24 protein-coding genes are annotated in these 26,698 nt (G+C 59.6%); 14 read left to right on the top strand and 10 right to left on the bottom strand.

Features of this window, described 5'->3' with window-relative positions; genetic code table 11:
• The first annotated feature begins 360 nt into the window (after positions 1–360).
• From K5K95_RS24685 to K5K95_RS24670, 4 genes are read left to right on the top strand one after another with little or no spacing between them, the layout of a single operon-like run.
• The gene (locus K5K95_RS24685) at positions 361–1,983 is read left to right on the top strand and encodes an acyl-CoA dehydrogenase family protein (RefSeq protein WP_222586531.1); all 1,623 of its coding nucleotides are present in this window, start codon (positions 361–363) and stop codon (positions 1,981–1,983) included.
• Between the two features lie 2 nt (positions 1,984–1,985).
• Positions 1,986–3,218, top strand: coding sequence for a cytochrome P450 (locus K5K95_RS24680; RefSeq protein WP_222586530.1), 1,233 nt, complete (start codon positions 1,986–1,988; stop codon positions 3,216–3,218).
• Complete coding sequence (locus tag K5K95_RS24675; protein WP_222586529.1) at positions 3,215–3,613, top strand: Rid family hydrolase; 399 nt, start codon at positions 3,215–3,217, stop codon at positions 3,611–3,613. Before K5K95_RS24680 ends, K5K95_RS24675 begins: the two co-directional genes overlap by 4 nt.
• Entirely contained in the window at positions 3,610–4,473 is an 864-nt protein-coding gene (locus tag K5K95_RS24670) for an alpha/beta hydrolase (protein WP_222586528.1), read from the top strand. The genes K5K95_RS24675 and K5K95_RS24670 overlap by 4 nt, the downstream gene beginning before the upstream one ends.
• Positions 4,474–4,562: 89 nt before the next feature.
• Here K5K95_RS24670 and K5K95_RS24665 read toward each other — a convergent pair whose 3' ends face one another.
• Positions 4,563–4,922 (bottom strand): DUF6124 family protein, encoded by a 360-nt coding sequence (locus K5K95_RS24665; protein WP_222586527.1) that lies wholly within the window; start codon positions 4,920–4,922, stop codon positions 4,563–4,565.
• 643 nt (positions 4,923–5,565) lie between these two features.
• On the opposite strand from K5K95_RS24665, the gene K5K95_RS24660 reads away from it, so the two are divergent.
• Positions 5,566–5,898: a hypothetical protein gene (locus tag K5K95_RS24660; RefSeq protein WP_222586526.1), complete on the top strand. Its 333-nt coding sequence runs from the start codon at positions 5,566–5,568 to the stop codon at positions 5,896–5,898.
• 287 nt (positions 5,899–6,185) lie between these two features.
• Here the strand turns inward: K5K95_RS24660 and K5K95_RS24655 are convergent, their stop codons facing one another.
• Positions 6,186–6,575, bottom strand: coding sequence for a DUF6124 family protein (locus K5K95_RS24655; protein WP_222586525.1), 390 nt, complete (start codon positions 6,573–6,575; stop codon positions 6,186–6,188).
• A gap of 687 nt (positions 6,576–7,262) precedes the next feature.
• On the opposite strand from K5K95_RS24655, the gene K5K95_RS24650 reads away from it, so the two are divergent.
• Together K5K95_RS24650 and K5K95_RS24645 are read left to right on the top strand one after the other, a co-directional pair.
• Positions 7,263–8,369, top strand: a complete 1,107-nt coding sequence (locus K5K95_RS24650) for an enoyl-CoA hydratase/isomerase family protein (RefSeq protein WP_222586524.1) — start codon at positions 7,263–7,265, stop codon at positions 8,367–8,369.
• A 3-nt stretch (positions 8,370–8,372) separates the two neighbouring features.
• Positions 8,373–9,524, top strand: coding sequence for an acyl-CoA dehydrogenase family protein (locus K5K95_RS24645; RefSeq protein WP_222586523.1), 1,152 nt, complete (start codon positions 8,373–8,375; stop codon positions 9,522–9,524).
• Between the two features lie 116 nt (positions 9,525–9,640).
• Here the strand turns inward: K5K95_RS24645 and K5K95_RS24640 are convergent, their stop codons facing one another.
• From K5K95_RS24640 to K5K95_RS24615, 6 genes are all read right to left on the bottom strand, one after another.
• On the bottom strand, positions 9,641–10,414 hold the full coding sequence (locus K5K95_RS24640; RefSeq protein WP_218394809.1) for an enoyl-CoA hydratase: 774 nt from the start codon (positions 10,412–10,414) through the stop codon (positions 9,641–9,643).
• A gap of 13 nt (positions 10,415–10,427) precedes the next feature.
• Complete coding sequence (locus tag K5K95_RS24635; RefSeq protein WP_109631727.1) at positions 10,428–11,555, bottom strand: acyl-CoA dehydrogenase; 1,128 nt, start codon at positions 11,553–11,555, stop codon at positions 10,428–10,430.
• A 139-nt stretch (positions 11,556–11,694) separates the two neighbouring features.
• Positions 11,695–12,888, bottom strand: a complete 1,194-nt coding sequence (locus K5K95_RS24630) for an acetyl-CoA C-acyltransferase (protein WP_222586522.1) — start codon at positions 12,886–12,888, stop codon at positions 11,695–11,697.
• Between the two features lie 12 nt (positions 12,889–12,900).
• Complete coding sequence (locus K5K95_RS24625; protein WP_222590414.1) at positions 12,901–13,662, bottom strand: SDR family NAD(P)-dependent oxidoreductase; 762 nt, start codon at positions 13,660–13,662, stop codon at positions 12,901–12,903.
• A gap of 16 nt (positions 13,663–13,678) precedes the next feature.
• Positions 13,679–15,343, bottom strand: coding sequence for an AMP-binding protein (locus K5K95_RS24620; RefSeq protein WP_222586521.1), 1,665 nt, complete (start codon positions 15,341–15,343; stop codon positions 13,679–13,681).
• A 249-nt stretch (positions 15,344–15,592) separates the two neighbouring features.
• Positions 15,593–16,609: an AraC family transcriptional regulator gene (locus K5K95_RS24615; protein ID WP_222586520.1), complete on the bottom strand. Its 1,017-nt coding sequence runs from the start codon at positions 16,607–16,609 to the stop codon at positions 15,593–15,595.
• 196 nt (positions 16,610–16,805) lie between these two features.
• Here K5K95_RS24615 and efeU point away from each other — a divergent pair, with 196 nt between their 5' ends.
• From efeU to efeO (K5K95_RS24595), 4 genes are read left to right on the top strand one after another with little or no spacing between them, the layout of a single operon-like run.
• The gene (efeU, locus tag K5K95_RS24610; protein WP_222586519.1) at positions 16,806–17,645 is read left to right on the top strand and encodes an iron uptake transporter permease EfeU; all 840 of its coding nucleotides are present in this window, start codon (positions 16,806–16,808) and stop codon (positions 17,643–17,645) included.
• Between the two features lie 8 nt (positions 17,646–17,653).
• Complete coding sequence (gene efeO / locus K5K95_RS24605) at positions 17,654–18,874, top strand: iron uptake system protein EfeO (RefSeq protein WP_222586518.1); 1,221 nt, start codon at positions 17,654–17,656, stop codon at positions 18,872–18,874.
• Positions 18,871–20,169 (top strand): iron uptake transporter deferrochelatase/peroxidase subunit, encoded by a 1,299-nt coding sequence (efeB, locus tag K5K95_RS24600; protein ID WP_222586517.1) that lies wholly within the window; start codon positions 18,871–18,873, stop codon positions 20,167–20,169. The genes efeO (K5K95_RS24605) and efeB overlap by 4 nt, the downstream gene beginning before the upstream one ends.
• A gap of 24 nt (positions 20,170–20,193) precedes the next feature.
• A complete protein-coding gene (efeO, locus tag K5K95_RS24595; RefSeq protein ID WP_222586516.1) occupies positions 20,194–21,018 on the top strand; it encodes an iron uptake system protein EfeO in 825 nt (274 codons plus the stop codon).
• Between the two features lie 136 nt (positions 21,019–21,154).
• On the opposite strand, the gene pssA is transcribed toward efeO (K5K95_RS24595), so the two are convergent.
• Positions 21,155–22,498 carry a CDP-diacylglycerol--serine O-phosphatidyltransferase gene (pssA, locus tag K5K95_RS24590; RefSeq protein WP_222586515.1) on the bottom strand — a complete coding sequence of 448 codons (1,344 nt, stop codon included), beginning with the start codon at positions 22,496–22,498 and terminating at the stop codon, positions 21,155–21,157.
• A 243-nt stretch (positions 22,499–22,741) separates the two neighbouring features.
• Here pssA and K5K95_RS24585 point away from each other — a divergent pair, with 243 nt between their 5' ends.
• Both K5K95_RS24585 and K5K95_RS24580 read left to right on the top strand, forming a co-directional pair.
• Entirely contained in the window at positions 22,742–23,305 is a 564-nt protein-coding gene (locus tag K5K95_RS24585; RefSeq protein ID WP_222586514.1) for a TetR/AcrR family transcriptional regulator, read from the top strand.
• Between the two features lie 55 nt (positions 23,306–23,360).
• On the top strand, positions 23,361–23,837 hold the full coding sequence (locus K5K95_RS24580; protein WP_222586513.1) for a DUF1348 family protein: 477 nt from the start codon (positions 23,361–23,363) through the stop codon (positions 23,835–23,837).
• Between the two features lie 131 nt (positions 23,838–23,968).
• Here the strand turns inward: K5K95_RS24580 and sfnG are convergent, their stop codons facing one another.
• A complete protein-coding gene (sfnG, locus tag K5K95_RS24575) occupies positions 23,969–25,063 on the bottom strand; it encodes a dimethylsulfone monooxygenase SfnG (protein WP_222586512.1) in 1,095 nt (364 codons plus the stop codon).
• A gap of 358 nt (positions 25,064–25,421) precedes the next feature.
• Here sfnG and K5K95_RS24570 point away from each other — a divergent pair, with 358 nt between their 5' ends.
• On the top strand, positions 25,422–26,660 hold the full coding sequence (locus K5K95_RS24570) for an acyl-CoA dehydrogenase family protein (protein ID WP_222586511.1): 1,239 nt from the start codon (positions 25,422–25,424) through the stop codon (positions 26,658–26,660).
• Positions 26,661–26,698: the final 38 nt, after the last annotated feature.

The following is a 26,698-nucleotide window of genomic DNA, read 5'->3' as shown; positions in this document are numbered from 1 at the left end:
AGGGAGCGACCAATGGTCAAGGCATCGCCTTGCCAGTCACCGTTCTGTTGCTACAGTCAAAAACGTACCGCATAGAGTTGTCTGCCTTTCACTACGAAGTCTGGCTCGCCGTAACGTCCAGTAGCGATGACACAGAAGTCTGGCTATGGAGAAACACTCACGGTTGTTGAGTGGCGACGCTGCCTTCGCGCTTTGACAGAACCGCACCTCCCCAGGAAAACACTACGCAACCGTCGTGACCGCTGCCATTGGCAAACGCGTGGGTCATGGCGAGTCGATTGTGCTGTTGTCTGCCGCGCCGGCCCTCTGGCTCTGGTGGTTTCGAAACCATTTTTTCGAAATCCAAGAGAGGGATCTTCCATGAGCAATCCACTGCTGGACCTGCTGCGAACTCCCGCGTTCGACGCACGAGCCCGCCACAGCCTGACCTTGCTCGACTACATGGAGCTGACCATCAGCCGCATGCGCCAGATCGTGCAGCCCGGGCTGATCACCAATGACATGTGGTTGGGCCAGCCGCGTCAGTCCGATATGCGCCAGATGTGCAATCACATCGCAATCCTGGGCGCGTACGACTACGCGCTGATGTCCTCGACCGTCGACCACATGATTGCCGGCAACGCGTTGTTCGCCCAAGGCGACGCTCTGCAAGTCGCGCGCTGCCGTCAGGAAGTGATCGAGATGAGTCAGGTCTATGCCTTTGGCTGCACGGAAATCCACAGCGGCTCCGACGTCGCCAACCTGCAAACCACCGTCACCTACGATCGACTCAATGCCTGCCTGATCCTACACACGCCCGCGCCGGACGCCTGCAAATGCTGGATCGGCAACGCGCTGTACGCGGCGCAAGTGGTCATGGTGTTGGCGCGCTTGATCGTCGATGGCAAGGACGAAAGCCTGCACTGGTTCCGGGTACAGATCCGCGAGCAGGAAAACGGTCCACTGTTACCCGGCGTCAAGGTCATTGCCTGCGACCCGAAAGGCGGAATCCATGCCAATCAAGTGGCCGGCCTGCGCTTTTGCGACATGCAGTTGCCGCTGGACGCGATGATGCAGCGCCATGCACGGTTCAGCGATGAAGGCCGATTTATCAGCGATGTGCCCAAGGACAAGCGCGTAACGTGCGCCATGCAGACGTTCATTCAGGAGCGCGTGTTACTGCTGGCAGCGTCCCGGGGTGCAGCGGGCCTTTGCGCTCATCTGGCGTATCGGTTTGTCGGCCATCGACAGGTGAAAAGCGCCGTTGGGCGCGAGCCGCTATTGGCCAAACCGCTCATTCGGCAACGGCTGTACGTCGAGCAGCTGAAGGCCCTCGCCCTGAAACTTCTGGAACAGGCAGTGCTGTCGCGCTTCGAGGCCATGTGGGATCAGCCCGACAAACGCAAGGAGCTGCACATTCTCGCAGCCATCGCCAAGAGCGTTGGCACCTGGGTCGGGCTGGACGTGATGCGCAAGTGCCGCGAGCTGTGTGGTTCCCAGGGTTTTCACCATCACAACCAGATCGTCACGTTGTGCATGGATTGCGAGATCAGCATCACGTTTGCTGGCGACAACAGCGTCATGGCCTACCAAGTGGCCAGGGATGCCGTGACCCGGCCAAGGTTTGCCTCACGTCCCACGGATAACGTTGCTCAGCGGGTTGAAAAGACCATTGTCGAGCGCTGTAACAGCCCCGCTGATGTCTCACATGCCCAGGCGCTGGCCTTGACCCATGCCCGGGCGCTCGACTTGATCATCAGCGAAGTGCAGAGCTCTCACGTGATTTCACCGGAGCTGCTGCATGACGTCATCAACGTGTTCGCCGTGTTCCTGAGCGAAGGCGGTGTCAGTGTTGACCAGGCCGAATTGAACGGCCACACCACCGAAGGCCGGATTTCGCTGCTGGGCGCCTTGCTGCAGCCGCCGCCGGAACTCATCACTGCGCCTATCAATGATCCGGACTACATCCGTCAGTTCACTGCTGCCTTGTACGAGGAGCAATGAACATGGACAGTGAAACGCTGCTCGACTTCACCCATCGTCAAACGGTTCTTGATCCCTACCCCGCCTATGCCTGGCTGCGTGAGCATCAACCGGTGTATTGGTGCCCCCACTTCAAGGCCTGGTTCTTGACCCGGTACAGCGATGTCTTTGCCGCGCAGGCAGACACTGAACGCTATTCCTCGAACCGCATGCAGCAACTGGTCGATGCCCAGGTGCCCCCTGACAAACGCGCGCAACTGGCGACGTTCGTGAAGCTGGCGTCCGAGTGGATGTACTCCAAGGATGGCAAGGCTCACAAGGACTGTCGCCACCTGCTGGGCAAAGCCTTCAACCCTCGTGTCATCGAATCGTTGCGCCAAGACATCGAACAGATCACCGAGGGCGAACTGGACGCGCTCGAACCCCAGACAGACTTGATGACCAAGCTGTTCAATCGCGTTCCGGCGCTGATCCTGGCCAACCTCTATGGCATCCCCCGCGAAGACGCGCTGAAACTCAGGCGCTGGACCGATGACATTCTGATCTTTCTGGTCGGCAGCCTGGACCCGGACAAAGGGCCTGAGCAAGCGCTTAAAGGCGTCGAGGAAATGTACGCGTATTTCGCCGACGTCATCGAGCAGCGGCGAAAACACCCCGCAGATGATCTCGTCAGCCGGGTGCTGGAGGCCTGCAAGGGTGGCGACTCGAGCCTTGACAAGGTGCTCGCGCAGATCGTCTTCATTCTGGTCGCGGGCTACACCACCAGCGCCGACCAGTTATGTATCGGGCTCCTTCATTTGCTCGAGCACCCCGAGCAACATCAGGCCCTCTTGGCCAATCCGGATCGGATCAAAGCAGCCATCGAAGAGATGCTGCGCTTCGACTCCGCCGGCTCCTTCAGCCATCGGGTGCTCAAAGAGGACGTCACGATCGACGGCGTGACAATGAAACAAGGCGACCTGGTCTACCTGATGCGCGGCTCGGCCAATCGCGATCCGGCGAAATTTCCCGACCCCGATCGTTTCGACATTGAGCGCAAACACAACGACCACCTGGCGTTTGGTCGCGGCGAGCATTTCTGCATGGGCACGGCGCTGTTCAGGCTGGAAGCCGAAGTGGTGTTCACCGCGCTGTTCAAGCGCTTTCCCGATCTGCGCCTGATTGCCGACAACCCGGCGATCTGGCGCACCAACAACCTGCAATTTCGTGGACTGAAATCACTGCCCATTGATCTGGGCAAGGGAGTTGAGCAATGAAAATCCAGCGCGTTTACTCGCAAGCTATCTGGGAAAAAATGGCTGGATATTGCCGGGCAATCCGTGTCGGCAAACGCATTTTGATGGGCGGCACCGTGGCGTTTGATGACAAGGGCAAGCCATTCAAGCCCGGAAATGCATACAAACAGACCCTGCGTTGCCTGGAAATCATAGAGACCTCCATCAAGCAGCTTGGCGTAGATCGGCGAAGCATCATCGGGATTCGCATTTATACGACAAGCATGAAGTTCTGGCCGGACATCGCGAGGGCGCACAAGAAATTTTTCAAGGGCCACCCACCGACATTGATGTGTCTGGCGATCAGCGAATTGATCAGCAAAGAATATGTGGTTGAGATGACCACCGAAGCAATCTCCCGCAAGGTGAAATCATGACCGCCAATCAACAGGACTTTGGACCTACCGTAGAAGGCACCAGAACAGCACTTCGCGATTTGCTCGTCGTCAGCGTTCGCGACCTGTCGATCCAAAGTCACGGCCGGCCCCTGCCACTACGGCTTTACACCCCCGCCGGACCCGGGCCCTTTGCGGTGCTGATGTTTTTCCATGGCGGCGGCTGGGTCACCGGCGATCTGGACACCCATGACGGTTTTTGCCGGGTGATGTGTGAATGGGCCGGTTGCGCCGTGGTGGCGGTCGACTACGCGCGGCCGCCCGAGCATGAGTTCCCTGCGGCGGTGGACGATTGCTGCGCGGCGACGCAGTGGGTTGCCGAACAAGGGCAGTCTCTGGGGCTGGATTCTTCGCGGATGGCGGTAGCCGGCGGCGGCTCAGGCGGTGGGCTGGCGGCTGTTATTTGCCAATGGGCTCGAGAGCAAACCCGGCCGCCGATCAGCTTCCAGCTGTTGCTTTACCCCTTGCTGGACTGTCTGGCTCAAAATCCTTCGCACCGAGAATTTGCCGAAGGCTTCGGGCTGACCGGCAAAATGCTTGAGTGGTACATCAATCACTACGTGCCCAATGGCGTCTCGCGCGACGATCCACGCCTTTCTCCCCTGCGCCACCAACACCTGCGTGGCTTGCCGCCTGCGTTGATCATCACCTCTGAACGGGATGTATTGCGCGACGAAGGCCGGGAGTATGTGCGCCGACTGACGGAGGCCGACGTACCGGTTCAACACAAAGAATATTCGGGCATGCTCCACGGTTTTATCAATTACCCGGCGAACTCTGATGATGCCAAGCAGGCACTGCTGCTCTGCGCACAGTCGCTGCAGAAGCACTTTCGCCAATGAAAAATTGATAGGGCCCCGTTGCGAAGCGGCCCCAAAAATGGGGCCGCCGCGCATCTCAACGAACTACCTGCTCACCATGCAGGCCGCACCTACTGGGGCAGATCAATTTTATCCAGCACACGATTAGCGGTGATCTCCGCCATCATGATGCTGTTCGAAATCCCCAAAAGCGCGTAACGCGATTCCCCCTCCAGATGATCCACCAACTGATGGACCATCACATCGACCGAGGCCAGCGTCTCGACCAGATAAACCGCCAGGGTTTCGGCCGTGGCGTCAGGGTCTATGGAAAACAGGGTACTGGGTGTGCGCGGGATGGCTTTGATGTCGGCGTTCGACGGGAAGTGGAAGTCGAGGGCTCGCTCGGCGGCTTCGTTGAATTTTTTGGAATCGGTGGATTCGTAGGGGGAAACGTCGTCTTCGGGTGGGTTGGGTGTTGGTTTGAACATAGGTGAAACTCCTCTCATCGTATATGGGAGCCATCACCCTCGCTACCAAACGACGGGTGGTGACCATGCACAGGTTGGTAGACCGGGATGTGAGGAGACCGGCGCGCCCGAAGACGCCCTGTACATGACCACCATAAAACAGAGACGAAAAAACGCCGCAAATGGTGATGCTTTGCACCTCACATAAAACCCGGGGCTACCAAACCCCCATCGCTGTTCTTCAGCGACGGGGAAACGATAAAACCCAGGCCCAAGGCGCACAAGCCGGCGGATTCTGGCGCAGTCGTAGGTAACGGCGCAAGGATGTGTAGCCTGAGAGAGTTTCTGGAAGTGTCTATTAAACAGAGCCGTTTAATTATCGTAGGGACGGCGCCATCAAGGCTGGACAAAAAACATCATATTGGTTCCCTTTTCGAGTTCATCGGATTGTTGCTTACTATCTTCCATATGCCTGTAGGATCTATCGCCAATTCTTCTGAAAAACTGTTATTTCTTACAGGCGCTCGTTTGTCTGTATGGCTCTATCCTTAGCTGTGTAACAAAGGCAAGGGAGCCTTGTATTAGCAATTTTTTTTGCTTCGTTCTTTTTTCACAAGAGCAACACTTGCCACTTGTTCCATATCCACAATTGGAGATCTCTATCATGCACGATAAAAACATGTGGTCTGATTATAGCTCCTCAGAGGAAGTGTCTTTTGAGGCCCTAGAACCAGAATACATTTTCGAAGGCGACAGCGGGATTGATGAGGCACCATCAAATTCGCTAGCATCAGCTTCAAGCCTGCCCGAACTTTCAAAGGTGGACTATATACTTAGCCAAAGAAACAGCAACCCCGGCCAGGGATATTATTTCCCTCCCGGAATGACAACCGCCGAGGACAGACAGCACGCCGAAGGTATCGCAGACAATATAGGCAATAGCGAACTCTTTCTAAGCAAATTTAATGCTTATAAGAGCGCAAATGGATATCGATAACTAAAAGGGAGACAAAGAAATACAGAGCCATGGATATATCTAGCCCTTAAATAGTTTCACACCTGTTTCATTCCAGCGGCCTGATGTATTTCATAGAGCGTCTTGCATTTAAAAAGACAATAATCAGGGGGCAGGCCTATAACTTCGTTTAGATCTGCCCCCTGATGATGCAGCACGAATTCCCGGACAGAAAATAGATACGCCCCCTTTTTCCCCTGTGGTGAGGGCGCTAGCCCCGTTAGGCTGCGAAGCGGCCCAAAAATGGGACCGCTACACAGCTCAACGAATTACCTGCTCACCATGCAGGCCGCACCTACTGGGGGCAGATCAATTTTATCCAGCACACGATTAGCGGTGATCTCCGCCATCATGATGCTGTTCGAAATCCCCAAAAGCGCGTAACGCGATTCCCCCTCCAGATGATCCACCAACTGATGGACCATCACATCGACCGAGGCCAGCGTCTCGACCAGATAAACCGCCAGGGTTTCGGCCGTGGCGTCAGGGTCTATGGAAAACAGGGTACTGGGTGTGCGCGGGATGGCTTTGATGTCGGCGTTCGACGGGAAGTGGAAGTCGAGGGCTCGCTCGGCGGCTTCGTTGAATTTTTTGGAATCGGTGGATTCGTAGGGGGAAACGTCGTCGGTTTCGGGTGGGTTGGGTGTTGGTTTGAACATAGGTGAAACTCCTCGTGCTACCAAAAAAGGAGCCCTCACCCTCGCTACCAAACGAAAGGTGGTGGCCATACGCAGGTTGGTAGACCGGGCACAAGGAAACCGGCGCATCCGAAGACGCCCTGTGCATGACCACCATAAAAGTCGAGACGAAAAAACGCCTCAATTTATGGTGCTTTGCACCCTTGTGAAAAAACCGGGCTACCAAACCCCATCGCTGTTCTTCAGCGACGGGGAAACGATAAAACCCAGGCCCAAGGCGCACAAGCCGGCGGATTCTGGCGCAGTCGTAGGCAACGACGCAAGGTTGTGTAGTCTGAGAGAGTTTCTGGAGATGTCGATTAAACATCTCCGTTTAATCTCCCCTGGCTAAAACAGAAACGTTCTTCGATGTCGCGCCTGAATAACTCTAACAATTGTTTAATATCAGTATGTTACACGACATACATCACAGTATAGGTGAAGTCTAAGCCAAAGTTTCTGACGTCACACATCCCTGTAGGGACGTGCTTGGTGGTGTGCCAGCAATTCCCTTATTGCTGCGCCCCTGCTAATCCTCATCAGGCATGCAAATGTGCAAATTGCACCTGCACATATCCCGGTTGTACAACACAAATTTGCACTGTTACGATCCGGCATCGCTCGCGCGCGAGCTTGTCTATAAAGAACAATAAAAGCAGGGAGTTACTGATGACTGCTCAGGTTTCATCGAAGGGTATTTCGCCCGTGGATGCCACACAAAACGAAGTGCTGGCCGAGGTTCGCAACCACATCGGTCACTTGACCCTCAACCGCCCTGCCGGCCTCAACGCCCTGACCCTGGACATGGTCCGTCACCTGCACCGTCAGCTCGATGCCTGGGGTCAGGATCCGCAAGTGCACGCGGTGGTTTTGCGCGGTGCCGGCGAAAAAGCCTTCTGTGCTGGCGGCGATATTCGCTCGTTGTATGACAGTTTTAAAAACGGCGAGACCCTGCACGAAGATTTCTTCGTCGAGGAATACGCCCTCGACCTCGCTATTCATCACTACTGCAAACCGGTGCTGGCCCTGATGGACGGTTTTGTCCTCGGCGGCGGCATGGGTCTGGTGCAAGGCGCTGATTTGCGGGTGGTCACCGAGAAAAGCCGTCTGGCGATGCCCGAAGTCGGCATCGGTTATTTCCCGGATGTCGGCGGCAGTTACTTCCTGCCGCGCATCCCCGGTGAACTCGGAATCTACCTGGGCGTCAGCGGCGTGCAGATCCGTGCGGCGGATTCGCTGTATTGCGGGCTGGCCGACTGGTTCCTGGAAAGCGAAAAACTGGCCAAGCTCGATGAGCAGCTTGATCAGCTCCAATGGCACGGGACACCGCTCAAGGACCTGCAAGGCCTGCTGGCCGGTCTCGCGGTGCAACAACTGGCCGATGCGCCATTGGAAGCGCTACGCCCGGCCATCGACCATTTCTTCGCCCTGCCCGATGTGCCGAGTATTGTTGAGCAACTGCGTGAAGTCACGGTCGCCGACAGCCATGAGTGGGCCACGACCACCGCCGACCTGCTGCAAAGCCGTTCGCCGCTGGCAATGGCCGTGACGTTGGAAATGCTGCGTCGTGGTCGCCACTTGAGTATCGAAGACTGCTTCGCCCTTGAGCTGCACCTGGACCGTCAGTGGTTCGAGCGCGGTGACCTGATCGAGGGCGTGCGCGCCTTGCTGATCGACAAAGACAAGACCCCGCGCTGGAACCCGCCGACCTTGCAGGCGCTGGACGCGGCACACGTTGCGAGTTTCTTCACAGGCTTTGACCGGACTGGGAGCTGAGCCATGCACGATATCGAATTGAGCGAAGAACAAGTCATGATCCGCGACATGGCCCGGGACTTTGCCCGCGGCGAAATCGCGCCCCACGCGCAGGCCTGGGAAAAGGCTGGCTGGATCGATGACGGTCTGGTGGCGAAGATGGGTGAACTGGGTTTGCTGGGCATGGTGGTGCCGGAAGAATGGGGAGGCACTTATGTCGACTACGTCGCCTACGCCCTGGCGGTGGAAGAAATCTCCGCAGGTGACGGCGCCACGGGTGCGTTGATGAGCATCCACAACTCCGTGGGCTGCGGGCCGGTGCTCAACTATGGCACTGAAGAACAGAAACAGACCTGGTTGCCGGACCTGGCGAGCGGCCAGGCAATCGGCTGCTTCTGCCTGACCGAGCCGCAAGCCGGCTCCGAAGCCCACAACCTGCGCACCCGCGCCGAACTGCGCGATGGCCAATGGGTAATCAACGGCGCCAAGCAGTTCGTCAGCAACGGTAAACGAGCGAAGCTGGCGATTGTCTTTGCCGTGACCGATCCGGACCTGGGCAAACGCGGCATCTCGGCGTTCCTGGTGCCGACCGATACCGCCGGTTTCATCGTCGATCGCACCGAACACAAAATGGGCATTCGTGCTTCCGACACCTGCGCGGTGACGCTGAACAACTGCACGATTCCCGAGGCGAATCTGCTGGGTGAGCGTGGCAAAGGTCTGGCCATTGCCCTGTCCAACCTCGAAGGCGGCCGCATCGGCATCGCGGCGCAGGCATTGGGCATCGCTCGTGCGGCGTTCGAAGCGGCGTTGGCCTATTCCCGTGATCGGGTGCAGTTCGACAAACCGATCATCGAGCACCAGAGCATCGCCAACATGCTGGCCGACATGCACACCCGGCTCAACGCGGCGCGCTTGTTGATCCTGCACGCAGCGCGGTTACGCAGCGCTGGCAAGCCATGTCTGTCGGAAGCGTCACAGGCCAAGCTGTTTGCATCGGAGATGGCCGAGAAGGTCTGTTCTTCGGCGATGCAGATTCATGGTGGGTATGGGTATCTGGAGGATTACCCGGTGGAGCGTTACTACCGGGATGCGCGGATCACGCAGATTTACGAGGGGTCGAGCGAGATACAGCGGATGGTGATTGCCCGGGAACTGAAAAACTACCAGGTTTAAAACCCTGAAAGCTTCGCGAGCAAGCCCGCTCCCACACTTGACCGCATTTCTCCTGAAGGAACACGGTCGAATGTGGGAGCGAGCTTGCTCGCGATGACGTCAGCTCAGACGCTAAATCACTTCCCCTGGAACTCGGCTTCACGCTTGGCAATAAACGCCGCCATCCCTTCCTTCTGATCCTGCGTCGCAAACGCCGCATGGAACACCCGGCGCTCGAAGCGCACGCCTTCGGACAGGCTCACTTCAAAGGCGCGGTTGACGCTTTCCTTGACCATCATCGCAATCGGCAATGACTTCTTGGCAATCAACGCCGCGACTTTCAGCGCTTCTTCCAACAACTCATCCGCTGGAACGATCCGCGCGACAATCCCGCAACGCTCTGCTTCCACCGCGTCGATCAAGCGCCCGCTCAGGCACATTTCCATGGCCTTGGCCTTGCCCACGGCGCGGGTCAGGCGCTGGGTGCCGCCCATGCCCGGCAGCACGCCGAGGTTGATTTCCGGTTGACCGAATTTTGCATTGTCACCGGCCAGGATGAAGTCGCACATCAGCGCCAGCTCACAACCACCGCCCAAGGCAAAACCGTTGACCGCCGCGATGATCGGCTTACGACGGTTGGCCACGCGATCACTGTCGCTGAACAGGTCGTCGAGGTAGATCTGCGGGTAGGTCAGCTCGGCCATTTCCTTGATGTCGGCACCGGCGGCGAAGGCTTTTTTCGAGCCGGTCAGCACGATGCAACCGATGTTCGAATCGGCTTCCAGGCCATCAAGGGCGTGGTTCAGCTCGCTGACGATCTGCGCGTTCAACGCGTTCAGCGCTTGCGGACGGTTGAGGGTAATCAGGCCGACACGGCCGTGGGTTTCCAACAAAATAGTTTCGTAGTTCACAGGGGACTCCTTCTCAAAGATTGCGCGAAATAACCATGCGTTGAATATCGCTGGTGCCTTCATAGATCTGGCAAACCCGAACGTCGCGGTAGATGCGCTCCAGCGGGAAGTCGTTCAGGTAACCGTAACCGCCGAGGGTTTGCAACGCCGAGGAACAGACCTTCTCGGCCATTTCCGAGGCGAACAGCTTGGCCATGGACGCTTCGACCAGGGCCGGTTTGCCGCTGTCTCTCAAGGCCGCCGCGTAATGCACCATCTGCCGGGCGACGGCAATCTGGGTGGCCATGTCGGCCAGGCGGAACGCTACGGCCTGGTGTTCGATGATCGGCTTGCCGAAGCTCTCGCGCTCACGCGCATAGTCACGGGCCGCTTCAAACGCGGCACGGGCCATGCCCACCGATTGCGAAGCGATGCCGACACGGCCGCCTTCCAGGTTGGCCAGGGCGATCCGGTAACCTTCGCCCTCCTCACCCAGTCGATTGGCGACCGGCACCTTTACGTCTTCAAAGAGAATCTGGCAGGTGTCAGAGGCGTGCTGACCGAGCTTGTCTTCGACCCGGGCGACTTTGTAGCCCGGCGAATCGGTCGGCACGATCAACGCCGTGATGCCACGCTTGCCAGCACTCGGGTCGGTCACCGCGAATACGATCACCACCCCGGCGTTCTGCCCGGAAGTGATGAACTGCTTGCAGCCGTTGAGCACATAGTGATCGCCTTCCAGGCGCGCGCGGGTTTTCAGGCCGCTGGCGTCGGAACCGGCCTGGGGTTCGGTCAGGGCAAACGCCCCGAGCATCGCGCCGCTGGCCAGTGGCTTGAGGAAGCGTTCTTTCTGGTCGTCGTTGCCATACTTGAGGATCGGCACGCAACCCACCGAGTTGTGCACGCTCATGATGGTCGAGCACGCGCCATCGCCGGCAGCGATTTCTTCCAGGGCCATGGCGTAGGCCAGGTAGCCGGTATCACAACCGCCCCACTCTTCCGGCACCAGCATGCCGAAAAAGCCCAGTTCGGCCATTTCGCCGATGGCTTCCTTGGGGAAGCGGTGTTCGCGGTCCCACTCGGCGGCGAACGGTTTCAGCCGTTCCTGGGCGAATTGCCGGGCCGCGTCGCTGATCTGAAGTTGTTCGTCATTGGGAATCATGACCAGTCCTTAACATGGTTGAAATACGGACCCTGTGGGAGCGGGCTTGCCCGCGATAGCGGTGTGTCATCCAACATGTATGTCTATTGACAGGGCCTCATCGCGGGCAAGCCCGCTCCCACAGTAATCGGTGGCGGCTTCAGTAGAGGCATTCCACGGCCATGGCCGTGGCTTCACCGCCGCCGATGCAAATAGCGGCGACTCCGCGTTTCAGGCCTTTCTGGCGCAGGGCCGAGAGCAAGGTCACGAGGATCCGCGCACCAGACGCGCCAATCGGGTGGCCCAAGGCGCACGCGCCGCCGTGAACGTTGATCTTTTCGTGGGGGATTTCCAGTTTGGTCATGGTCACCAGGCTGACGACGGCGAAGGCCTCGTTGACTTCCACCAGATCGACTTCATCCAGCGACCAACCGGTTTTCTTCATCAGCTTCTTGATCGCACCGACCGGGGCCACCGGGAACAGGCCCGGGGTGTCGGCGAATGTCGCGTGGCCGTGAATCACCGCCAGCGGTTTCAGGCCTTGTTTCTCTGCATCGGAACGGCGCATCAGCACCAGCGCCGCCGCACCGTCGGAGATCGAACTGGAGTTCGCCGCCGTCACCGTGCCGCCCTCGCGGAACGCCGGTTTCAGCGAAGCGATCTTGTCCAGCTTGGCCTTCGGCGGCTGTTCGTCGTTGCTGATCAGCACCTGCTCTTTGCCGACCGTCACCGTCAACGGCACGATTTCATCCTTGAAGCTGCCGTCCTTGATCGCCTGCTGCGCGCGGGTGGTCGAGGCAATGGCAAACGCGTCCTGAGCCTCACGGGTAAAGCCGTTGGATTCAGCGCAATCCTCGGCGAAAGTGCCCATCAGGCGGCCCTTGTCGTAGGCGTCTTCCAGACCATCGAGGAACATGTGATCGAGCACACGGCCATGGCCCATGCGGTAACCGCTGCGGGCGCGATCCAGCAGATAGGGCGCGTTGGACATGCTTTCCATGCCCCCCGCGACGACCACGTCGGCGCTACCGGCTACCAGCATGTCGTGGGCCAGAATCGCAGCCTCCATGCCCGAACCGCACATCTTGTTCAGGGTGGTGCAGCGGGTCGATTTATCCAGCCCGGCGCCTAACGCGGCCTGACGCGCCGGGGCCTGGCCGAGGCCTGCGGAGAGCACGCAGCCAAACAGCACTTCTTCGACGGACTCCGGCGCGATACCGGCGCGCTCTACGGCGGCACGAATCGCGGCAGCGCCCAGTTGCGGCGCGGTCAGGCTTTTCAGTTCGCCCTGGAATCCACCCATGGGGGTGCGGACGGCACTGACGATAACGATTGGATCGTTGGCAATAGTCATGACAAATCCTCCTTATTTGGCGGCCATGCGCAAGGCACCGTCGAGACGGATTACCTCGCCATTCAGCATGCTGTTTTCAATGATATGCCTGACCAGCGCGGCATACTCGGCTGGTTTGCCCAGACGCGGCGGAAACGGTACGCCAGCGGCCAGGGATGCGCGGACTTCCGGGGTCATGCCGGCCATCATCGGGGTTTCGAAAATCCCCGGGGCGATGGTCATCACACGGATGCCAAAGCGCGCCAGTTCACGGGCGGCGGGCAAGGTCAGGCTGACGATTGCGCCTTTGGACGCGGCGTAGGCGGCCTGGCCGATCTGGCCGTCATAGGCGGCGGCCGAGGCGGTGTTGATGATCACGCCACGCTCGCCGTCGGCATCCGGTTCGGTTTCGGCGATGGCCGCCGACGCCAGACGCAACATGTTGAAGCTGCCGATCAGGTTGACGTTGATCACCTGGCTGAAACTGGCCAGCGCGTGCGGGCCGTTCTTGCCGAGGATCTTCTCGCCGCGCACGATGCCGGCGCAGTTGACCAGGCCATTGAGGCCACCAAAGGCCTTGACCGTCGCCTGCACCGCCGCTTCCGCCGCCGCTTCGTCACTGATGTCGGCCACCACGCTTTGGGAGCCGAGGCGCTGGGCCTGGGCCGCAACGGCTTCGGCGTTCATGTCCACCAGCATCACCTTGGCACCGGCCGCGACCAGCATTTCAGCGGTCGCCGCACCGAGACCCGATGCACCGCCGGTCACGAGAAAAACCTTGTTTTCGATCTGCATCATTGTTTCCTTCGATTCAAGCAGAAGCTTTGTGAGCCGCGGCCTCTTGAGCCTTGGCGATTTCCTGGTTGCGCAAGATAAAGCGCTGCAATTTGCCGCTTGGGGTTTTCGGCAATTCGCTGACAAATTCGATTTCACGCGGGTATGAATGCGCGGCCAGACGTTTGCGCACGTGCTGGCGCAGTTCTTCTGCCAGCTCCGGCGTCGGGCGGTAATGCTCGCAAATCACCACGAAGGCTTTCACCAGTTCGGTGCGCTCCGGGTCCGGTTTGCCGACGACAGCGGCTTCGGTCACGGCCGGGTGTTCGATCAACGCACTTTCCACGTCGAACGGGCCGACGCGGTAGCCGGAGGTGGTGATCACGTCGTCGCTACGGCCGACAAAACTGATGCTGCCGTCCGGGTTCCACTCGACGGTGTCGCCGCTCAGGTAATAGTTGCCGACGAAGGCCTTGGTCGGCGCGCCTTCGTAACCGTTGAACCAGCACATCGGCGATTGGCTGCGGTCGATGGCCAGGATGCCGGGCTGGCCGACGCCCAGTTCCTTGTATTCATCGTCGAGCACCACGATGCGGTGGCCCGGCGAGGCGAACCCGGCGGCGCCCATGTGGATCGGGTGTTCCAGGCCATGATGATTGCACAGGACCATGCCCAGTTCGGTCTGGCCGTAATGGTCGTGAATGACCACGCCGAGGTTGTCGGCAAACCAGCGGATCACTTCCGGGTTCAGCGGCTCGCCGGCGCTGCTGACGATGCGCAGCTTGCCCTTGATCGACTTGGCAAAATCATCGCCGCCAGCGATCAGCAGGCGATAGGCGGTCGGTGAACCGGTGAGGTTGGTGATCCCGTATTTGTTGATGACCCGGCAGGTGCTTTCGAGGGTGAACGGGCCATCGTAGAAGGTGATCGGATGCCCCATCGACATCGGCCCGGTGACGCCGAAATAGATGCCATAGGCCCAACCCGGATCGGCCAGGTTCCAAAATGCGTCTTCCGGGCGCAAATCCACGGCGTCGCAGGTGTAGCCCTTGAAGGCGACGATGGCCTTGAGTGGCACGTACAGGGCTTTCGACGGGCCGGTGGTGCCCGAGGTGAACATCAGCAGGAACGGGTCTTCGCCGGTCAACAACACCGGTTCACACTTGGCGGAATAATTGGCCAGTTCGGCCCAGAAGCTGTAGTCGCCACGGACGATGCCTTGGCCTTTCGGTCCACCGACGGTAACGGTGGTCGGGCAGTCGGCGACATCAGCGAGTTTCGGTCGATTGACCGCGTCAGTCACCACCACTTTGGCGCCGGAGTTGCTCAAGCGGTGCTCGATGGCTTTCGGGCCGAACGCGGTGAACAGTGGCTGATAGACCGCACCGATGCGCCAGGTGGCGAACACGGTGATCAACAATTCGATATTGCGTGGCAGGAGGCCGGCGACCTTGTCGCCTTTCTTTACGCCTTGGGCCAGGAGGAAGTTGGCGAAACGTGCCGCTTTGTCCTGCAAGTCGCTGAAGGTATACGTCGCGCTGGAGCCATCGCGGCCTTCCCAGAACAGCGCAATGCGCCCCGGCAATGCATGCCGGTCGCAACACTCGACACAGGCGTTGAGGGCTTGCAGATTGCCGGCCAGAGAAGTGTCGACGGTGTGCTGATAGTTGAACTGTGAAGAGGCAGACAAGTAATCGCGCATTGCCAGAATCCCGCTGTTTTTTTATTGGGTTGGGGGAACCGTAAGTAACAGGGAAATACTCGCTCTGGGCGGGGAAAGGGACAATGGTCAAAGCTATCAAGTTGTCTGACTGGTTTGGCCAAAATTTGAATGGTGTGGCGCCTTTGCGGGCCTCATCGCGAGCAGGCTCACTCCCACATTTGGAATGCGTTCCCCTGTGGGAGCGAGCCTGCTCGCGATGGCGTCGGTCCTGTCGACACAGAATCCGGATCAGACAGCTTCGTTAAGAATCAAACTCCGGTAATGCCCCGGATTGGACCCCGACCACTTGCGAAACGCCTTGTAGAACGAGCTGGCATCAGCGAACCCCAGGCGCGCGGCGATTTCGGCGAAACTGATCTGCGGCTCGGCCAGCCAGACGATGGCCAATTCCTTGCGCACGCTGTCCTTGAGCCCTTGATACGTCTGCCCTTCTTCCGCCAGTCGCCGACGCAGGGTCGAAGCCGACATGCACAGTTGTTGCGCCAACGGTTCGGTCTCCGGCCACTGCTCAGCGGGCAACTGGCGCAAATCGTGTTTGATCCGGCTGGCCAGGCTCTGCGGATCACGGTATTTGACCAGGATATTGGCCGGCGCATGGGCCAGGAAACGCTTGAGTTCCTCAGCGCTGCGCTTGATCGGCAGGTCGAGGCACTCGGCCGAGAAAATCATCCGCGTGCGCGGTCGGTCAAAGCGCAGGTTCTCGGAGAACATCACCTGATAGTCATCGCAGAAATCCGGCTCCGCGCAGCGCAGTTCGATGGCCAGAATCGGTATCCGCCGTCCCGCCAGCCAACAGGCGACGCCGTGCACGATCATCCAGTAGGTGAAATAGGTGAAGGCGCGGCGCGGCTCCTGGTCGTCTTCGAGCAGCACGATCTCGGCCAGACTTTGCTGGCGCACCAGTTGCGCGGGCAGGTTTTCGAGCATCAACGACAGGAAATTCAGGCCCGTGGTGAGTCCAGCGGCCAGGCTCGGCTGAACCATCGAACTACGGCACAGAAACGCCAGGCTGCCGGACTTGAGCTTGCGCGGGTCCATGCCAAAGAACTCATCGTCGCCACGCCGGGCCAGCAGACGCCACAAGCGTGCATAGGCGGTGGCCGGGACGCGGGCGTCGTTGCAATGCAGCAGCGCCGGCTCGATGCCGACTTTGTTCAACACCTCATCGGTGGCAGCGCCCGGGGCACAGCTTTGCAGCAGTGCTTCGCGCACCAGTTGAATGGAGATGGTGTCTTTTTCCGACATTGAGCGAGGTGTGCCTTGTTCTTGTTGGGTGCCGGCATCTTAGCGCAGCCTTCAGCTCAATGCAGATCCCACAGGCTCCAGTGTGTTGTTTAAGGTTGTTCAGCTTAGGTTCAGGTAAATGGCAATCAGTTCTATTTGGTAATGAGTGTCATTATGTTACAAATTAGCACCCTATCTAGCTTCGTAACGGTGCTGAATGCTTGTCCCCTTTCTGATCATGCTGCGCGAAGGCATTGAAGCCGCGTTGATCGTTGGCATCATCGCCAGCTACCTGCAGCAGACCGGCCGCGGTCAGTGGATGCCGGCCGTGTGGATTGGCGTGTGCCTCGCCGTTGCGCTGGCATTACTGGTGGGCGGCGGGCTGGAACTGGTCAGTGCCGAATTTCCGCAGAAACAGCAGGAGCTGTTTGAAGGCGTGGTCGGCCTGATCGCCGTCGGCATCCTCAGTTCGATGGTGTTCTGGATGCGCAAAGTGGCGCGTTCGATCAAGCATTCGCTGCACGTCTCCCTCGATCAGGCTTTGACCGGCTCCAGGCACCAGGTCACGGCGCTGATCGCCATGGTGTTTTTCGCCGTGGCTCGCGAAGGCCTGGAAACGGTGTTCTTCCTGCTGGCGGTGTTCCAGCAAAGCGAAGGCCCGGCGGCACCGATTGGCGCCCTGCTCGGCCTGATCCTGGCGATCATCGTCGGTTTCCTGATCTACACCGGCAGCATGCGCCTGAACCTCAGTGCGTTCTTCCGCTGGACCGGGCTGTTCATCCTCGTCGTGGCGGCCGGAATTCTCGCCAACTCGGTGCAAGCGCTGCACGAAGCCGGGGTCTGGAATCACCTGCAAACGGTGCTGTTCGACTTCAGCGCCACGCTGCCCATGGACGGCCCGCTGGGCTCGGTGCTGGCCGGGATGTTCGGTTATCAGGATGCGCCGACCATCAGCACCCTCGGGGCTTATCTGATCTATCTGCTGGTGGCGCTGGTGATGTTTTTTCTCCCCGCGCCGACGCCCGCCATACACCCGTCTTCCGTTTCCAGTCAGTAAGGGCACCCATGCCAAACCAAACCTCTCCCCAGGCCTCCCCTCCCCGCGCCTTGCGCTGGGCGGTGGCCGGTTCGGTGATCGTGATGATCGCCGCCGGTGGCCTGTTCTACTACGCCTCGCAACGGGCCGCAGCCAAGCGTCAGACCCAGCATGACGAAGTGGTCGTGACCATCCACCCGCACAGTTGCGAGCCGAACGCACTGACGGTGCCGGCCGGTCGAGCCAGTTTCCGCATCGTCAACCGCTCGGACCGTGCGGTGGAATGGGAAATCCTCGACGGCGTGCTGGTACTCGAAGAACGGGAAAACATTGCACCCGGCTTGAGCCAGGTGATCAACGCCAACCTGTTGCCCGGCGATTACGCGATCACCTGCGGCCTGCTGAGCAATCCGCGCGGCACCTTGCACGTCACCCCGACGGCCGCGTCAGAAGCTGCCGCCCAGGCCAAACCGTCGATGGTTGCGTTCATCGGGCCATTGTCGGAGTTTCGTGTGTACCTGAGCAGCCAAAGCACGACGCTGATCAAAGCCGTCGGCGCGCTTGAACAAGCCATCGCCGCTGGCGACCTGAGCCAGGCGCAGGCGCTGTATGCACCGGCCCGCGCCGCTTATCAACGGATCGCGCCGGCCGCCCAGCGTCTGGCCGAACTGGACAATGCGATCAACGCCCGCGCCGATTATTTCGAAAAACGCGAGCAGGATCCTGCCTTTGCCGGATTCCACCGCATCGAATACGCGCTGTTCCAGCAACGCACGCTCGTCGATCTGGCGCCGGTTGCCCAGCGGCTAACCCGCGATGTCACCACGCTCAAACAGCAATTGCTCGCGCAGTCGCTGCCACCGGAGCAACTGGTGAGCATCGTCGTGCGCAATCTCAACAGCCTCGCCGAGGTGCGCGCCAGCAGCGGTGAAGAAGAACGCTACAGCCACACCGACCTGAACGGTTTCGCGGCCAACCTCAATGCGACGCGCAAAGTCGTCGACCTGTTACGCCCGCTGCTGAACAAGTCCGCCGTCGAATTGCTGCAGAAAGTCGACAGCGCGATCACCGCCCTCGACGCCGACCTCAACGGCTTCAAGCTCAAGGAAGGCTACGCGAGCTACGACACGGTCAGTGCCGAGCAGCGCAAACAGATCGCCGATAAGGCCAGGACACTGGCCAACGCACTCGATGGCATCGATCCCGCCCTTGGCCTTTCCGGCCTGTCCGCAGAAGACTCAAACCGATGAACGACTCAGAACACTTCAATCTCCAGCGCCGTCGCGTGCTGATGGGCATGGGCGCTGCCGGTGTGGCCCTGGCCGGCACGGCACTCAGTTGCCCGGCGATGGCCGCAAGCCCCGCGCAAGTGACCGAAGCACCGAGCAGCGACAAGACCGAAGACCGCCATGCCTTCCACGGCCAGCACCAGACCGGCATCGTCACCCCGCGTCCGGCGTCCGGCATGCTGGTGTCGTTTGATGTGCTGGCCAGTGACCGCCAGGATCTGGAACGGTTGTTCCGCACCCTCAACGAACGCATCGCGTTCCTGATGAAGGGTGGCCCGGTGACTCAGGTGGACCCGAAACTACCGCCCGTGGATTCAGGGATTCTGGGCCCGGTGGTGACACCCGATAACCTGACCATCACTGTCTCTGTCGGCGAGTCGCTGTTCGATGAGCGCTTCGGTCTGGCCGAGGTCAAGCCCAAGCGGCTGATCCGCATGGTCGGTTTTCCCAACGATGCGCTGGAAGCCGATTGCTGCCACGGCGACCTGAGTTTGCAGTTCTGCGCCAACACCACCGACACCAATATCCACGCCCTGCGCGACATCGTGAAAAACCTGCCGGACCTGCTGCTGGTGCGCTGGAAACAGGAAGGCAGCGTGCCGCCACAGGCCCCGGCGAAACCCGGCGTGCCGGCACAGAGCGCACGCAACTTCCTGGGCTTTCGCGACGGCTCGGCCAATCCCAACTCCAACGACGCCAAGGCCATGGACCGCATCGTCTGGGTCCAGCCGGGCAGCGACGAACCTGCCTGGGCGGCGAATGGCAGTTATCAGGCGGTGCGGATCATCCGCAACTTCGTCGAGCGCTGGGACCGCACGCCGTTGCAGGAACAGGAAAGCATTCTCGGTCGGGTCAAAAGTTCCGGCGCGCCTATGGGCGGCGCCCATGAAACCGAGGTCCCGGACTATGCCAAGGACCCGCAAGGCAAGCTGACCAGGCTCGACGCGCACATCCGTCTGGCCAACCCGCGCACTGCCGCGAGCCAGGCCAACCTGATCCTGCGTCGGCCGTTCAACTACTCCAACGGGGTGAACAAGAACGGTCAGCTGGACATGGGCCTGTTGTTCATCTGCTACCAGGCCGATCTGCAAAAAGGCTTCATCACCGTGCAAACCCGACTCAACGGCGAGCCGCTCGAGGAATACCTCAAACCCGTCGGCGGCGGCTACTTCTTCACCCTGCCGGGTGTGACCGGCGATCAGGACTTCATCGGTCGCTCACTGCTTGACGCCGCTTCTGCAAAAACAACCGCATAAATACTCCCCACACGGAACCGTCCCATGAAAAAGTCACCACTCGCGTTATTGCTGACCCTAGGCTTGCTCAACACTCCGCTTTCGGCTTTCGCAGCGACGGCGCCGATGGATCTGGTGGGGCCGGTTTCGGACTACAAGATCTATGTCACCGAGCAACTGGACGAACTGGCCAGCCACACTAGGCAGTTCACCGAGGCGGTGAAAAAAAGCGACCTGGCCACCGCGCAAAAGCTCTACGCGCCGACCCGGGTTTACTACGAGTCCATCGAGCCGATTGCCGAGCTGTTCAGTGACCTCGACGCCTCCATCGACTCCCGTGTCGACGACCACGAAAAAGGTGTGAAGGCTGAAGATTTCACCGGTTTTCACCGCATCGAATATTCGTTGTTTTCCGAGAAGAGCACCCAGGGCCTGGGCGAACTCGCCGATGGCCTGGACAAGGACGTGAAAGACCTGCAATCCCGCGTAGCCGGCCTGACCTTCCCGCCTGAGAAAGTCGTCGGCGGCGCGGCGGCGTTGCTGGAGGAAGTGGCAGCGACCAAGATCTCCGGCGAAGAAGATCGCTACAGCCACACCGACCTGTATGACTTCCAGGGCAACATCGACGGCGCGAAGAAAATCGTCGACCTGTTCCGTCCGCAGATCGAGAAACAGGACGCAGCGTTTATCGCCAAAGTCGACAAGAACTTCGCCAGCGTGAACAAGGTGCTGGCCAAGTACAAAACCACGGACGGTGGTTTTGAGACCTACGACAAAGTCAAAGAAAACGACCGCAAGGCGCTGGTCGGGCCGGTGAATACGCTGGCTGAGGATTTGTCGACGTTGCGTGGGAAATTGGGTTTGAACTGATTTTTGCAGTGTTTTAGCGGGCCCCTTCGCGGGCAAGCCCGCTCCCACAGGGAATTTGGGTTGGAACCCGATCCAGTGTGGGAGCGGGCTTGCCCGCGAAGGCATTTTTGCAGGCTACACAGATGCCTGCTAATGCTTACAACATCCGGTACAGCAACCGCTCAATCCGCACCCGACTGACACGCTTCAAGAACTTGGCCACCGCCGGCGGATATTCCAGCAAAGTTTCCAGATCCTGATAGCGCTCGATGCGCGTGGTGTTCTGGAAAATCTCTCCCAGCTCCTTGCTGCGCGGCTCCAGCAGTTCACCTTTCGGATCATCGATCAGCAGCGCGTTTTCCAGGTCGAGGCGGAAGGCGCGCGGGTTGAGGTTGTTGCCGGTCAACAAGGTGTAGCGCTTGTCGATCCACATGCCTTTGAGGTGGTAGGTGTTGTCGCCGTCCTTCCACAAATGCAGGTTGAGCTTGCCGCTGTCGATGCTTTCCTGATGCCGTTTGGCAAAGCGTCGCAGGCTGATCTCGTAAAGATACGGCAGCGCCGCGATCACCTTGAACGGCTCGCTCGGCGGGATGTAGAAGTCGTTGGCGGTCTTGTCGCCGACAATGATGTCGATCTTCACACCGCGTGCCAGGGCCCGGTTGATCTCCCGGGTCACCGCCAGCGGCAGGTTGAAGTAAGGCGTGCAGATGGTCAGCTGATGCTGGGCGCTGGCGATCAGCTCGCAAATCACCCGGCTCAACGGATTGTTCTTGCCGACACCGAGCAACGGGCTCACCGACAACCCGGCTTTCTCCGTGGTGCCTGCCGTGGTGTCGTATGTGGCGTGCTTGAGGCGGCTGCGCAAATCGCCGATGTCGTTGCGCAGGCTGCGGGTGGTCGGCAGGTTCGGCAGATCGAGACGATGCACCGCTTTGGAAGCGATCAAACCGTGCTGGATCAGGTGCTGCATCGAGTCGGCCAGCGCTTGATTGTGCAGCAGGTGATAGCGGTCGTAGCGGTACTTGTCGAATTTGTGCAGGTAAACGTTGTTCAGGCTCGCGCCGCTGTAGATCACACAGTCGTCGATCACAAAGCCCTTCAAATGCAACACGCCGAACAGCTCGCGGGTCTGCACCGGCACGCCGTACACCGGCACCTCGCTTTCGTGGGTGCGGGTCGCTTCCTGATACCAGGCCGAGTTGCCCGGTTGCTTGCCAGCACCGATCAAGCCGCGCTGGGCGCGCAGCCAATCAACCACCACGACCACGTCCAGTTGCGGACGTGCCAGTTTGGCGGCGTGCAAGGCATCGAGGATTTCCTGACCGGCTTCGTCCTGTTGCAAATACAGCGCGACGATATAGATGCGCTGAGTGGCACTGGCGATTTTTTCCAGCAGGCAACGTCGAAACTCGGCGGCGCCGGAAAGGATGGTGACGGCATCGGCGGTCAGCGGAAAACTGCGCAGTTTAGGCAGCAGAGAGCGTTTGAAAAGCGACGGCATAGGGCTCGCAAAGGGTCAATTCCGAATAGCCAGAGAGCTTACACCATGGATCCGCCGGGGTCTTGTTACTGCACCGATCGACCGATCGTTCCCACGCTCTGCGTGGGAATGCCGCCATGGACGCTCTGCGTCCGCTTTGAGAGGCGACGCGGAGCGTCGCGGGATGCATTCCCACGCAGAGCGTGGGAACGATCTTCATAAAACCTGTTGACCAAGAAGAACGATCGTTCTACTGTTTGCCACATGAACGAAATCACTAGCAACGACACACGCGACATCATTCTGGATGTCACCGAAAAGTTGATCTACAAAAGTGGCATCGCCGCCACTGGCATGGATCTTCTGGTGAAAACCGCCGGCGTCTCCAGAAAAAGTATCTACCGCTACTTCGCCAACAAGGAGGAGCTGACCGTCGCCGCTTTGCAACGCCGCGATATACGCTGGATGAACTGGTTCAGAACCGCGGTCGATCGGGCTCAAACCCCGGCCGAGCGCCTGCTCAACCTGTTTACCGTACTCAAAGACTGGTTCGACTCGGAAGGTTTTCGCGGCTGCGCATTCATTAATACCAGCGGCGAGACCGGTGATCCGCAAGACCCGGTTCGCCTGGTCGCCAAAGACCACAAACAAAAGCTGCTCGACTACGTGCGCGAGCTCTGCACCGAATATGGCGCAGCCGACCCGGAGATGCTGGCCAGACAGCTGCTGATCCTGATCGACGGTGCCATTACCGTAGCGCTTGTGATGGGTGATCACAGTGCCGCCGATAATGCGCAATGCATGGCGCGAAAGTTATTGGACCTGTAACACTTAAATAAGCCCGACAACTTGCTTGAACTTTAATTTGAAAGGGAGACTTTAAATGTCTAACGCTGAAGTTCGTCCGCCATTGCCGCCGTTTACCCGTGAATCGGCGATCGAAAAAGTTCGCCTGGCCGAAGACGGCTGGAATTCCCGCGACCCGGAACGCGTATCGCTGGCCTACACCCTGGACACCAAATGGCGTAACCGCGCCGAGTTTGCCTACAACCGCGAAGAAGCCAAGGGTTTCCTGACCCGCAAATGGGCCAAGGAACTGGATTACCGCCTGATCAAGGAACTCTGGGCCTTCACCGGCAACCGCATCGCCGTGCGTTACGCCTATGAATGGCACGACGACTCGGGCAACTGGTTCCGTTCCTACGGCAACGAAAACTGGGAGTTCGATGAAAACGGCTTGATGGCCAACCGGTTTGCCTGCATCAACGACCTGCCGATCAAGGAAAGCGAGCGCAAGTTCCACTGGCCGCTGGGTCGCCGTCCTGACGACCACCCGGGCCTGTCCGACCTGGGCCTGTAAACACTGATCCCTGACTGATCGTTCCCACGCTCTGCGTGGGAATGCCTCACCGGACGCTCCGCGTCCGCTTCAGGGACGCGGAGCGTCCCGGGCTGCATGCCCACGCAGAGCGTGGGAACGATCATGGGTGTTCAGGCAACTGCGGTCTGGGGCTTGGCTGCTGCTTTGGCCTCCAACTCACGCACCAACGGCAACACCCGCTTGCCGAAGTACTCCACTTCTTCCTGAAAATGCAGAAAGCCCGCCAGCACCAGGTCCACGCCCACCGCCTTCAACGCCACGATGCGCTCGGCAATCTGTTGCGGCGTGCCGATCAGGTTGGTCTTGAAGCCATCGTTGTACTGCACCAGATCCTCGAAGGTCGACTTGGCCCAGTTGCCCTCACCCTCTGGCGATGCCCTGCCCGCTTGCTTCGCCGCGTCACCAAACGCATTCACCGCTTCCGGATCGGCCTGATCGATGATCTGCGCCAGTACCGCTCGCGCCTCTTCTTCGGTGTCGCGGGCGATGACAAACGCGTTGACGCCGACTTTCACCGAATGGTTGTTGGCCGCCGCCTTGATGCGAATATCGTCGACCTGGGCCTTGATTCCTTCCGGGGTGTTGCCGTTGGTGAAGTACCAGTCCGAAACCCGCGCCGCCATGTCCCGTGCCGCGCGCGAGCTGCCGCCCTGGAAGATTTCCGGCTGGCCCAGAGGCTTGGGCTTGAGGCTGTAATTGTCGAAGCGGTAGAAGTCACCACGGAACGTGAAGTTGTCCTGGCTCCAGACGCCTTTGAGTGTGCGGATGAACTCTTCGGAGCGACGATAACGCTCATCGTGTTCCAGCCAGTGTTCGCCAATCGCTTGAAACTCACCCTTGAACCAGCCACTGACAATGTTCACCGCGATCCGGCCATTGGTCAGTTGATCGATGGTCGCCAGTTGCTTGGCCGCCAACGCCGGTTGCCAAGGGCCTGGCAGGATCGCGGCGATGACTTTGAGCTTGGTGGTCGCGGCCAGCAACGCATGGCTGAAGGCGACGGATTCATGCTGGAACTCGGCGCCATAACCGGCAGTGAAGCGAATCTGCGTCAGGGCATATTCGAAGCCGGCCTCTTCAGCCAGTTGCGCCAGTTTGCGGTTGTAGTCGATGCCCCAGTGGGTACGTTGTTCGATCTTGCTGACCACCAGTCCGCCGCTGACGTTCGGCACCCAGTAGGCAAATTTGACGGCTTGCTGACTCATTGGTTTGTCCTCGGGACTTTGGGGAAGTCCTTGGGTCAGAGCAGCAACCGTGCCAGCGCTGAATCGCAACTGGAGACACGACCGTCTTGAGCCCAGCGAAATCCCTGTGGGAGCGGGCTTGCCCGCGAATGCGGTGTATCAGCTAACGAAGATGTTGAATGTCAGATCGCTTTCGCGAGCAAGCCCGCTCCCACAGGGATCCGCGTGTTTGTCCGGGCAATTTGCTGATGGACTGTTGCTGCGGCAACAGTTGCGATGGCTCAAAACCCGTGCAAGCCCGCAAAGACAGGGCCTTTGAAGTCGGCATGGACCCTGCAATCCCCCCTTGGCACTCACTGCCGTTCCAAGGAGCCGACCCATGACCGAACACCAGATCATCAATCCTCTGTCCATTGGCACTGACTATGAGGCGCTGGCCTCGAGATTCCGGCCGATATTCCAGCGCATCGCCGCTGGCGCCATTGAACGCGAACAATCGCGCAGCCTGCCGCACGAGCCGATCAAATGGCTGAAGGACGCCGGTTTCGGCGCCGTACGGGTGCCGGTTGAATATGGCGGCGGCGGCGCGTCCCTGCCCCAGTTGTTCGAGTTATTGATCGAATTGGCCGAAGCTGACTCAAACGTACCCCAGGCCCTGCGTGGGCATTTCGCCTTTGCCGAGGACCGCTTGAACGCACCGCCGGGACCGGGCCGGGACCTGTGGTTCAAACGCTTTGTCGACGGAGACCTGGTCGGCAACGCCTGGACTGAGATCGGCAGCGTGGCGATTGGCGACGTCATCACCAAAGTCTCGCCCCACGGTGATCAGTGGCGGCTCAACGGCGAGAAGTTCTACAGCACCGGCAGCCTGTTTTCCGACTGGATCGACGTCTATGCCCAGCGCAGCGACACCGGCGGCGACGTGATTGCGGCGGTGTGCACTCGTCAGCCGGGAATCACCCAAAGCGATGACTGGGACGGGTTTGGCCAGCGCACCACCGGTAGCGGAACGTCGCGGTTTATCGACGCGGAAGTGCACTCCGAGAACCTCATCGATTTCGCCACCCGGTTCAAATACCAGACCGCGTTTTATCAGTTGGTGCTGCTCGCCACCCAGGCCGGCATTGGCCGCGCGGCATTGCGCGACGTGGCTCATCAGGTGCGCGAGCGCAAACGCATCTACAGCCATGGCAATGCGGCGCACGTCAGCCAGGACGCGCAGGTGCAGCAGGTGGTCGGTGAAATCGCCGCCCTGGTGTATGCCGCCGAAGCAACAGCCTTGAAGGCCGCACAACCGGCGCAACGAGCGTATCTGGCGCGGTTCTCGGGTGATGAAGTGCTGGAGCAGGCGGCGAATGTCGCGGCGGAAATCGAATCGGCCAAGGCGCAGGTGGTGGTCTCGGAGTTGATCCTGCGGGCCACCACGCAACTGTTCAATGCGCTGGGGGCATCGGATGTGCGGGCAGGTAAATCCCTGGACCGGCATTGGCGCAACGCGCGGACGGTCTCGTCGCACAATCCGCTGATCTACAAGGCGCGGATTGTCGGGGATTGGGCGATCAACGGGACAGAGCCGCCGTTTGTGTGGCAGATCGGGAATGGGCCGCAACCTAAGTGATGTAGCGCCGGCATCGCGAGCAAGCCCGCTCCCACAGG

The organism is Pseudomonas sp. DR48 (assembly GCF_019823085.1).
GTDB lineage: Bacteria > Pseudomonadota > Gammaproteobacteria > Pseudomonadales > Pseudomonadaceae > Aquipseudomonas.
This window is presented reverse-complemented; position numbering and strand designations above follow the sequence as displayed.

Excerpts from the sequence above, each read along its gene's own strand:
- K5K95_RS24630 (WP_222586522.1), bottom strand. The coding sequence starts at position 12,888 with ATGACTATTGCCAACGATCCAATCGTTATCGTCAGTGCCGTCCGCACC.
- efeO (WP_222586516.1), top strand. The coding sequence starts at position 20,194 with ATGAAAAAGTCACCACTCGCGTTATTGCTGACCCTAGGCTTGCTCAAC.
- efeU (WP_222586519.1), top strand. The coding sequence starts at position 16,806 with ATGCTTGTCCCCTTTCTGATCATGCTGCGCGAAGGCATTGAAGCCGCG.
- pssA (WP_222586515.1), bottom strand. The coding sequence starts at position 22,498 with ATGCCGTCGCTTTTCAAACGCTCTCTGCTGCCTAAACTGCGCAGTTTT.
- K5K95_RS24685 (WP_222586531.1), top strand. The coding sequence starts at position 361 with ATGAGCAATCCACTGCTGGACCTGCTGCGAACTCCCGCGTTCGACGCA.
- K5K95_RS24660 (WP_222586526.1), top strand. The coding sequence starts at position 5,566 with ATGCACGATAAAAACATGTGGTCTGATTATAGCTCCTCAGAGGAAGTG.
- K5K95_RS24580 (WP_222586513.1), top strand. The coding sequence starts at position 23,361 with ATGTCTAACGCTGAAGTTCGTCCGCCATTGCCGCCGTTTACCCGTGAA.
- efeB (WP_222586517.1), top strand. The coding sequence starts at position 18,871 with ATGAACGACTCAGAACACTTCAATCTCCAGCGCCGTCGCGTGCTGATG.
- efeO (WP_222586518.1), top strand. The coding sequence starts at position 17,654 with ATGCCAAACCAAACCTCTCCCCAGGCCTCCCCTCCCCGCGCCTTGCGC.
- K5K95_RS24625 (WP_222590414.1), bottom strand. The coding sequence starts at position 13,662 with ATGCAGATCGAAAACAAGGTTTTTCTCGTGACCGGCGGTGCATCGGGT.
- K5K95_RS24675 (WP_222586529.1), top strand. The coding sequence starts at position 3,215 with ATGAAAATCCAGCGCGTTTACTCGCAAGCTATCTGGGAAAAAATGGCT.
- K5K95_RS24615 (WP_222586520.1), bottom strand. The coding sequence starts at position 16,609 with ATGTCGGAAAAAGACACCATCTCCATTCAACTGGTGCGCGAAGCACTG.
- K5K95_RS24680 (WP_222586530.1), top strand. The coding sequence starts at position 1,986 with ATGGACAGTGAAACGCTGCTCGACTTCACCCATCGTCAAACGGTTCTT.
- K5K95_RS24585 (WP_222586514.1), top strand. The coding sequence starts at position 22,742 with ATGAACGAAATCACTAGCAACGACACACGCGACATCATTCTGGATGTC.
- K5K95_RS24620 (WP_222586521.1), bottom strand. The coding sequence starts at position 15,343 with ATGCGCGATTACTTGTCTGCCTCTTCACAGTTCAACTATCAGCACACC.
- K5K95_RS24635 (WP_109631727.1), bottom strand. The coding sequence starts at position 11,555 with ATGATTCCCAATGACGAACAACTTCAGATCAGCGACGCGGCCCGGCAA.
- K5K95_RS24645 (WP_222586523.1), top strand. The coding sequence starts at position 8,373 with ATGCACGATATCGAATTGAGCGAAGAACAAGTCATGATCCGCGACATG.
- K5K95_RS24650 (WP_222586524.1), top strand. The coding sequence starts at position 7,263 with ATGACTGCTCAGGTTTCATCGAAGGGTATTTCGCCCGTGGATGCCACA.
- K5K95_RS24655 (WP_222586525.1), bottom strand. The coding sequence starts at position 6,575 with ATGTTCAAACCAACACCCAACCCACCCGAAACCGACGACGTTTCCCCC.
- sfnG (WP_222586512.1), bottom strand. The coding sequence starts at position 25,063 with ATGAGTCAGCAAGCCGTCAAATTTGCCTACTGGGTGCCGAACGTCAGC.
- K5K95_RS24570 (WP_222586511.1), top strand. The coding sequence starts at position 25,422 with ATGACCGAACACCAGATCATCAATCCTCTGTCCATTGGCACTGACTAT.
- K5K95_RS24670 (WP_222586528.1), top strand. The coding sequence starts at position 3,610 with ATGACCGCCAATCAACAGGACTTTGGACCTACCGTAGAAGGCACCAGA.
- K5K95_RS24665 (WP_222586527.1), bottom strand. The coding sequence starts at position 4,922 with ATGTTCAAACCAACACCCAACCCACCCGAAGACGACGTTTCCCCCTAC.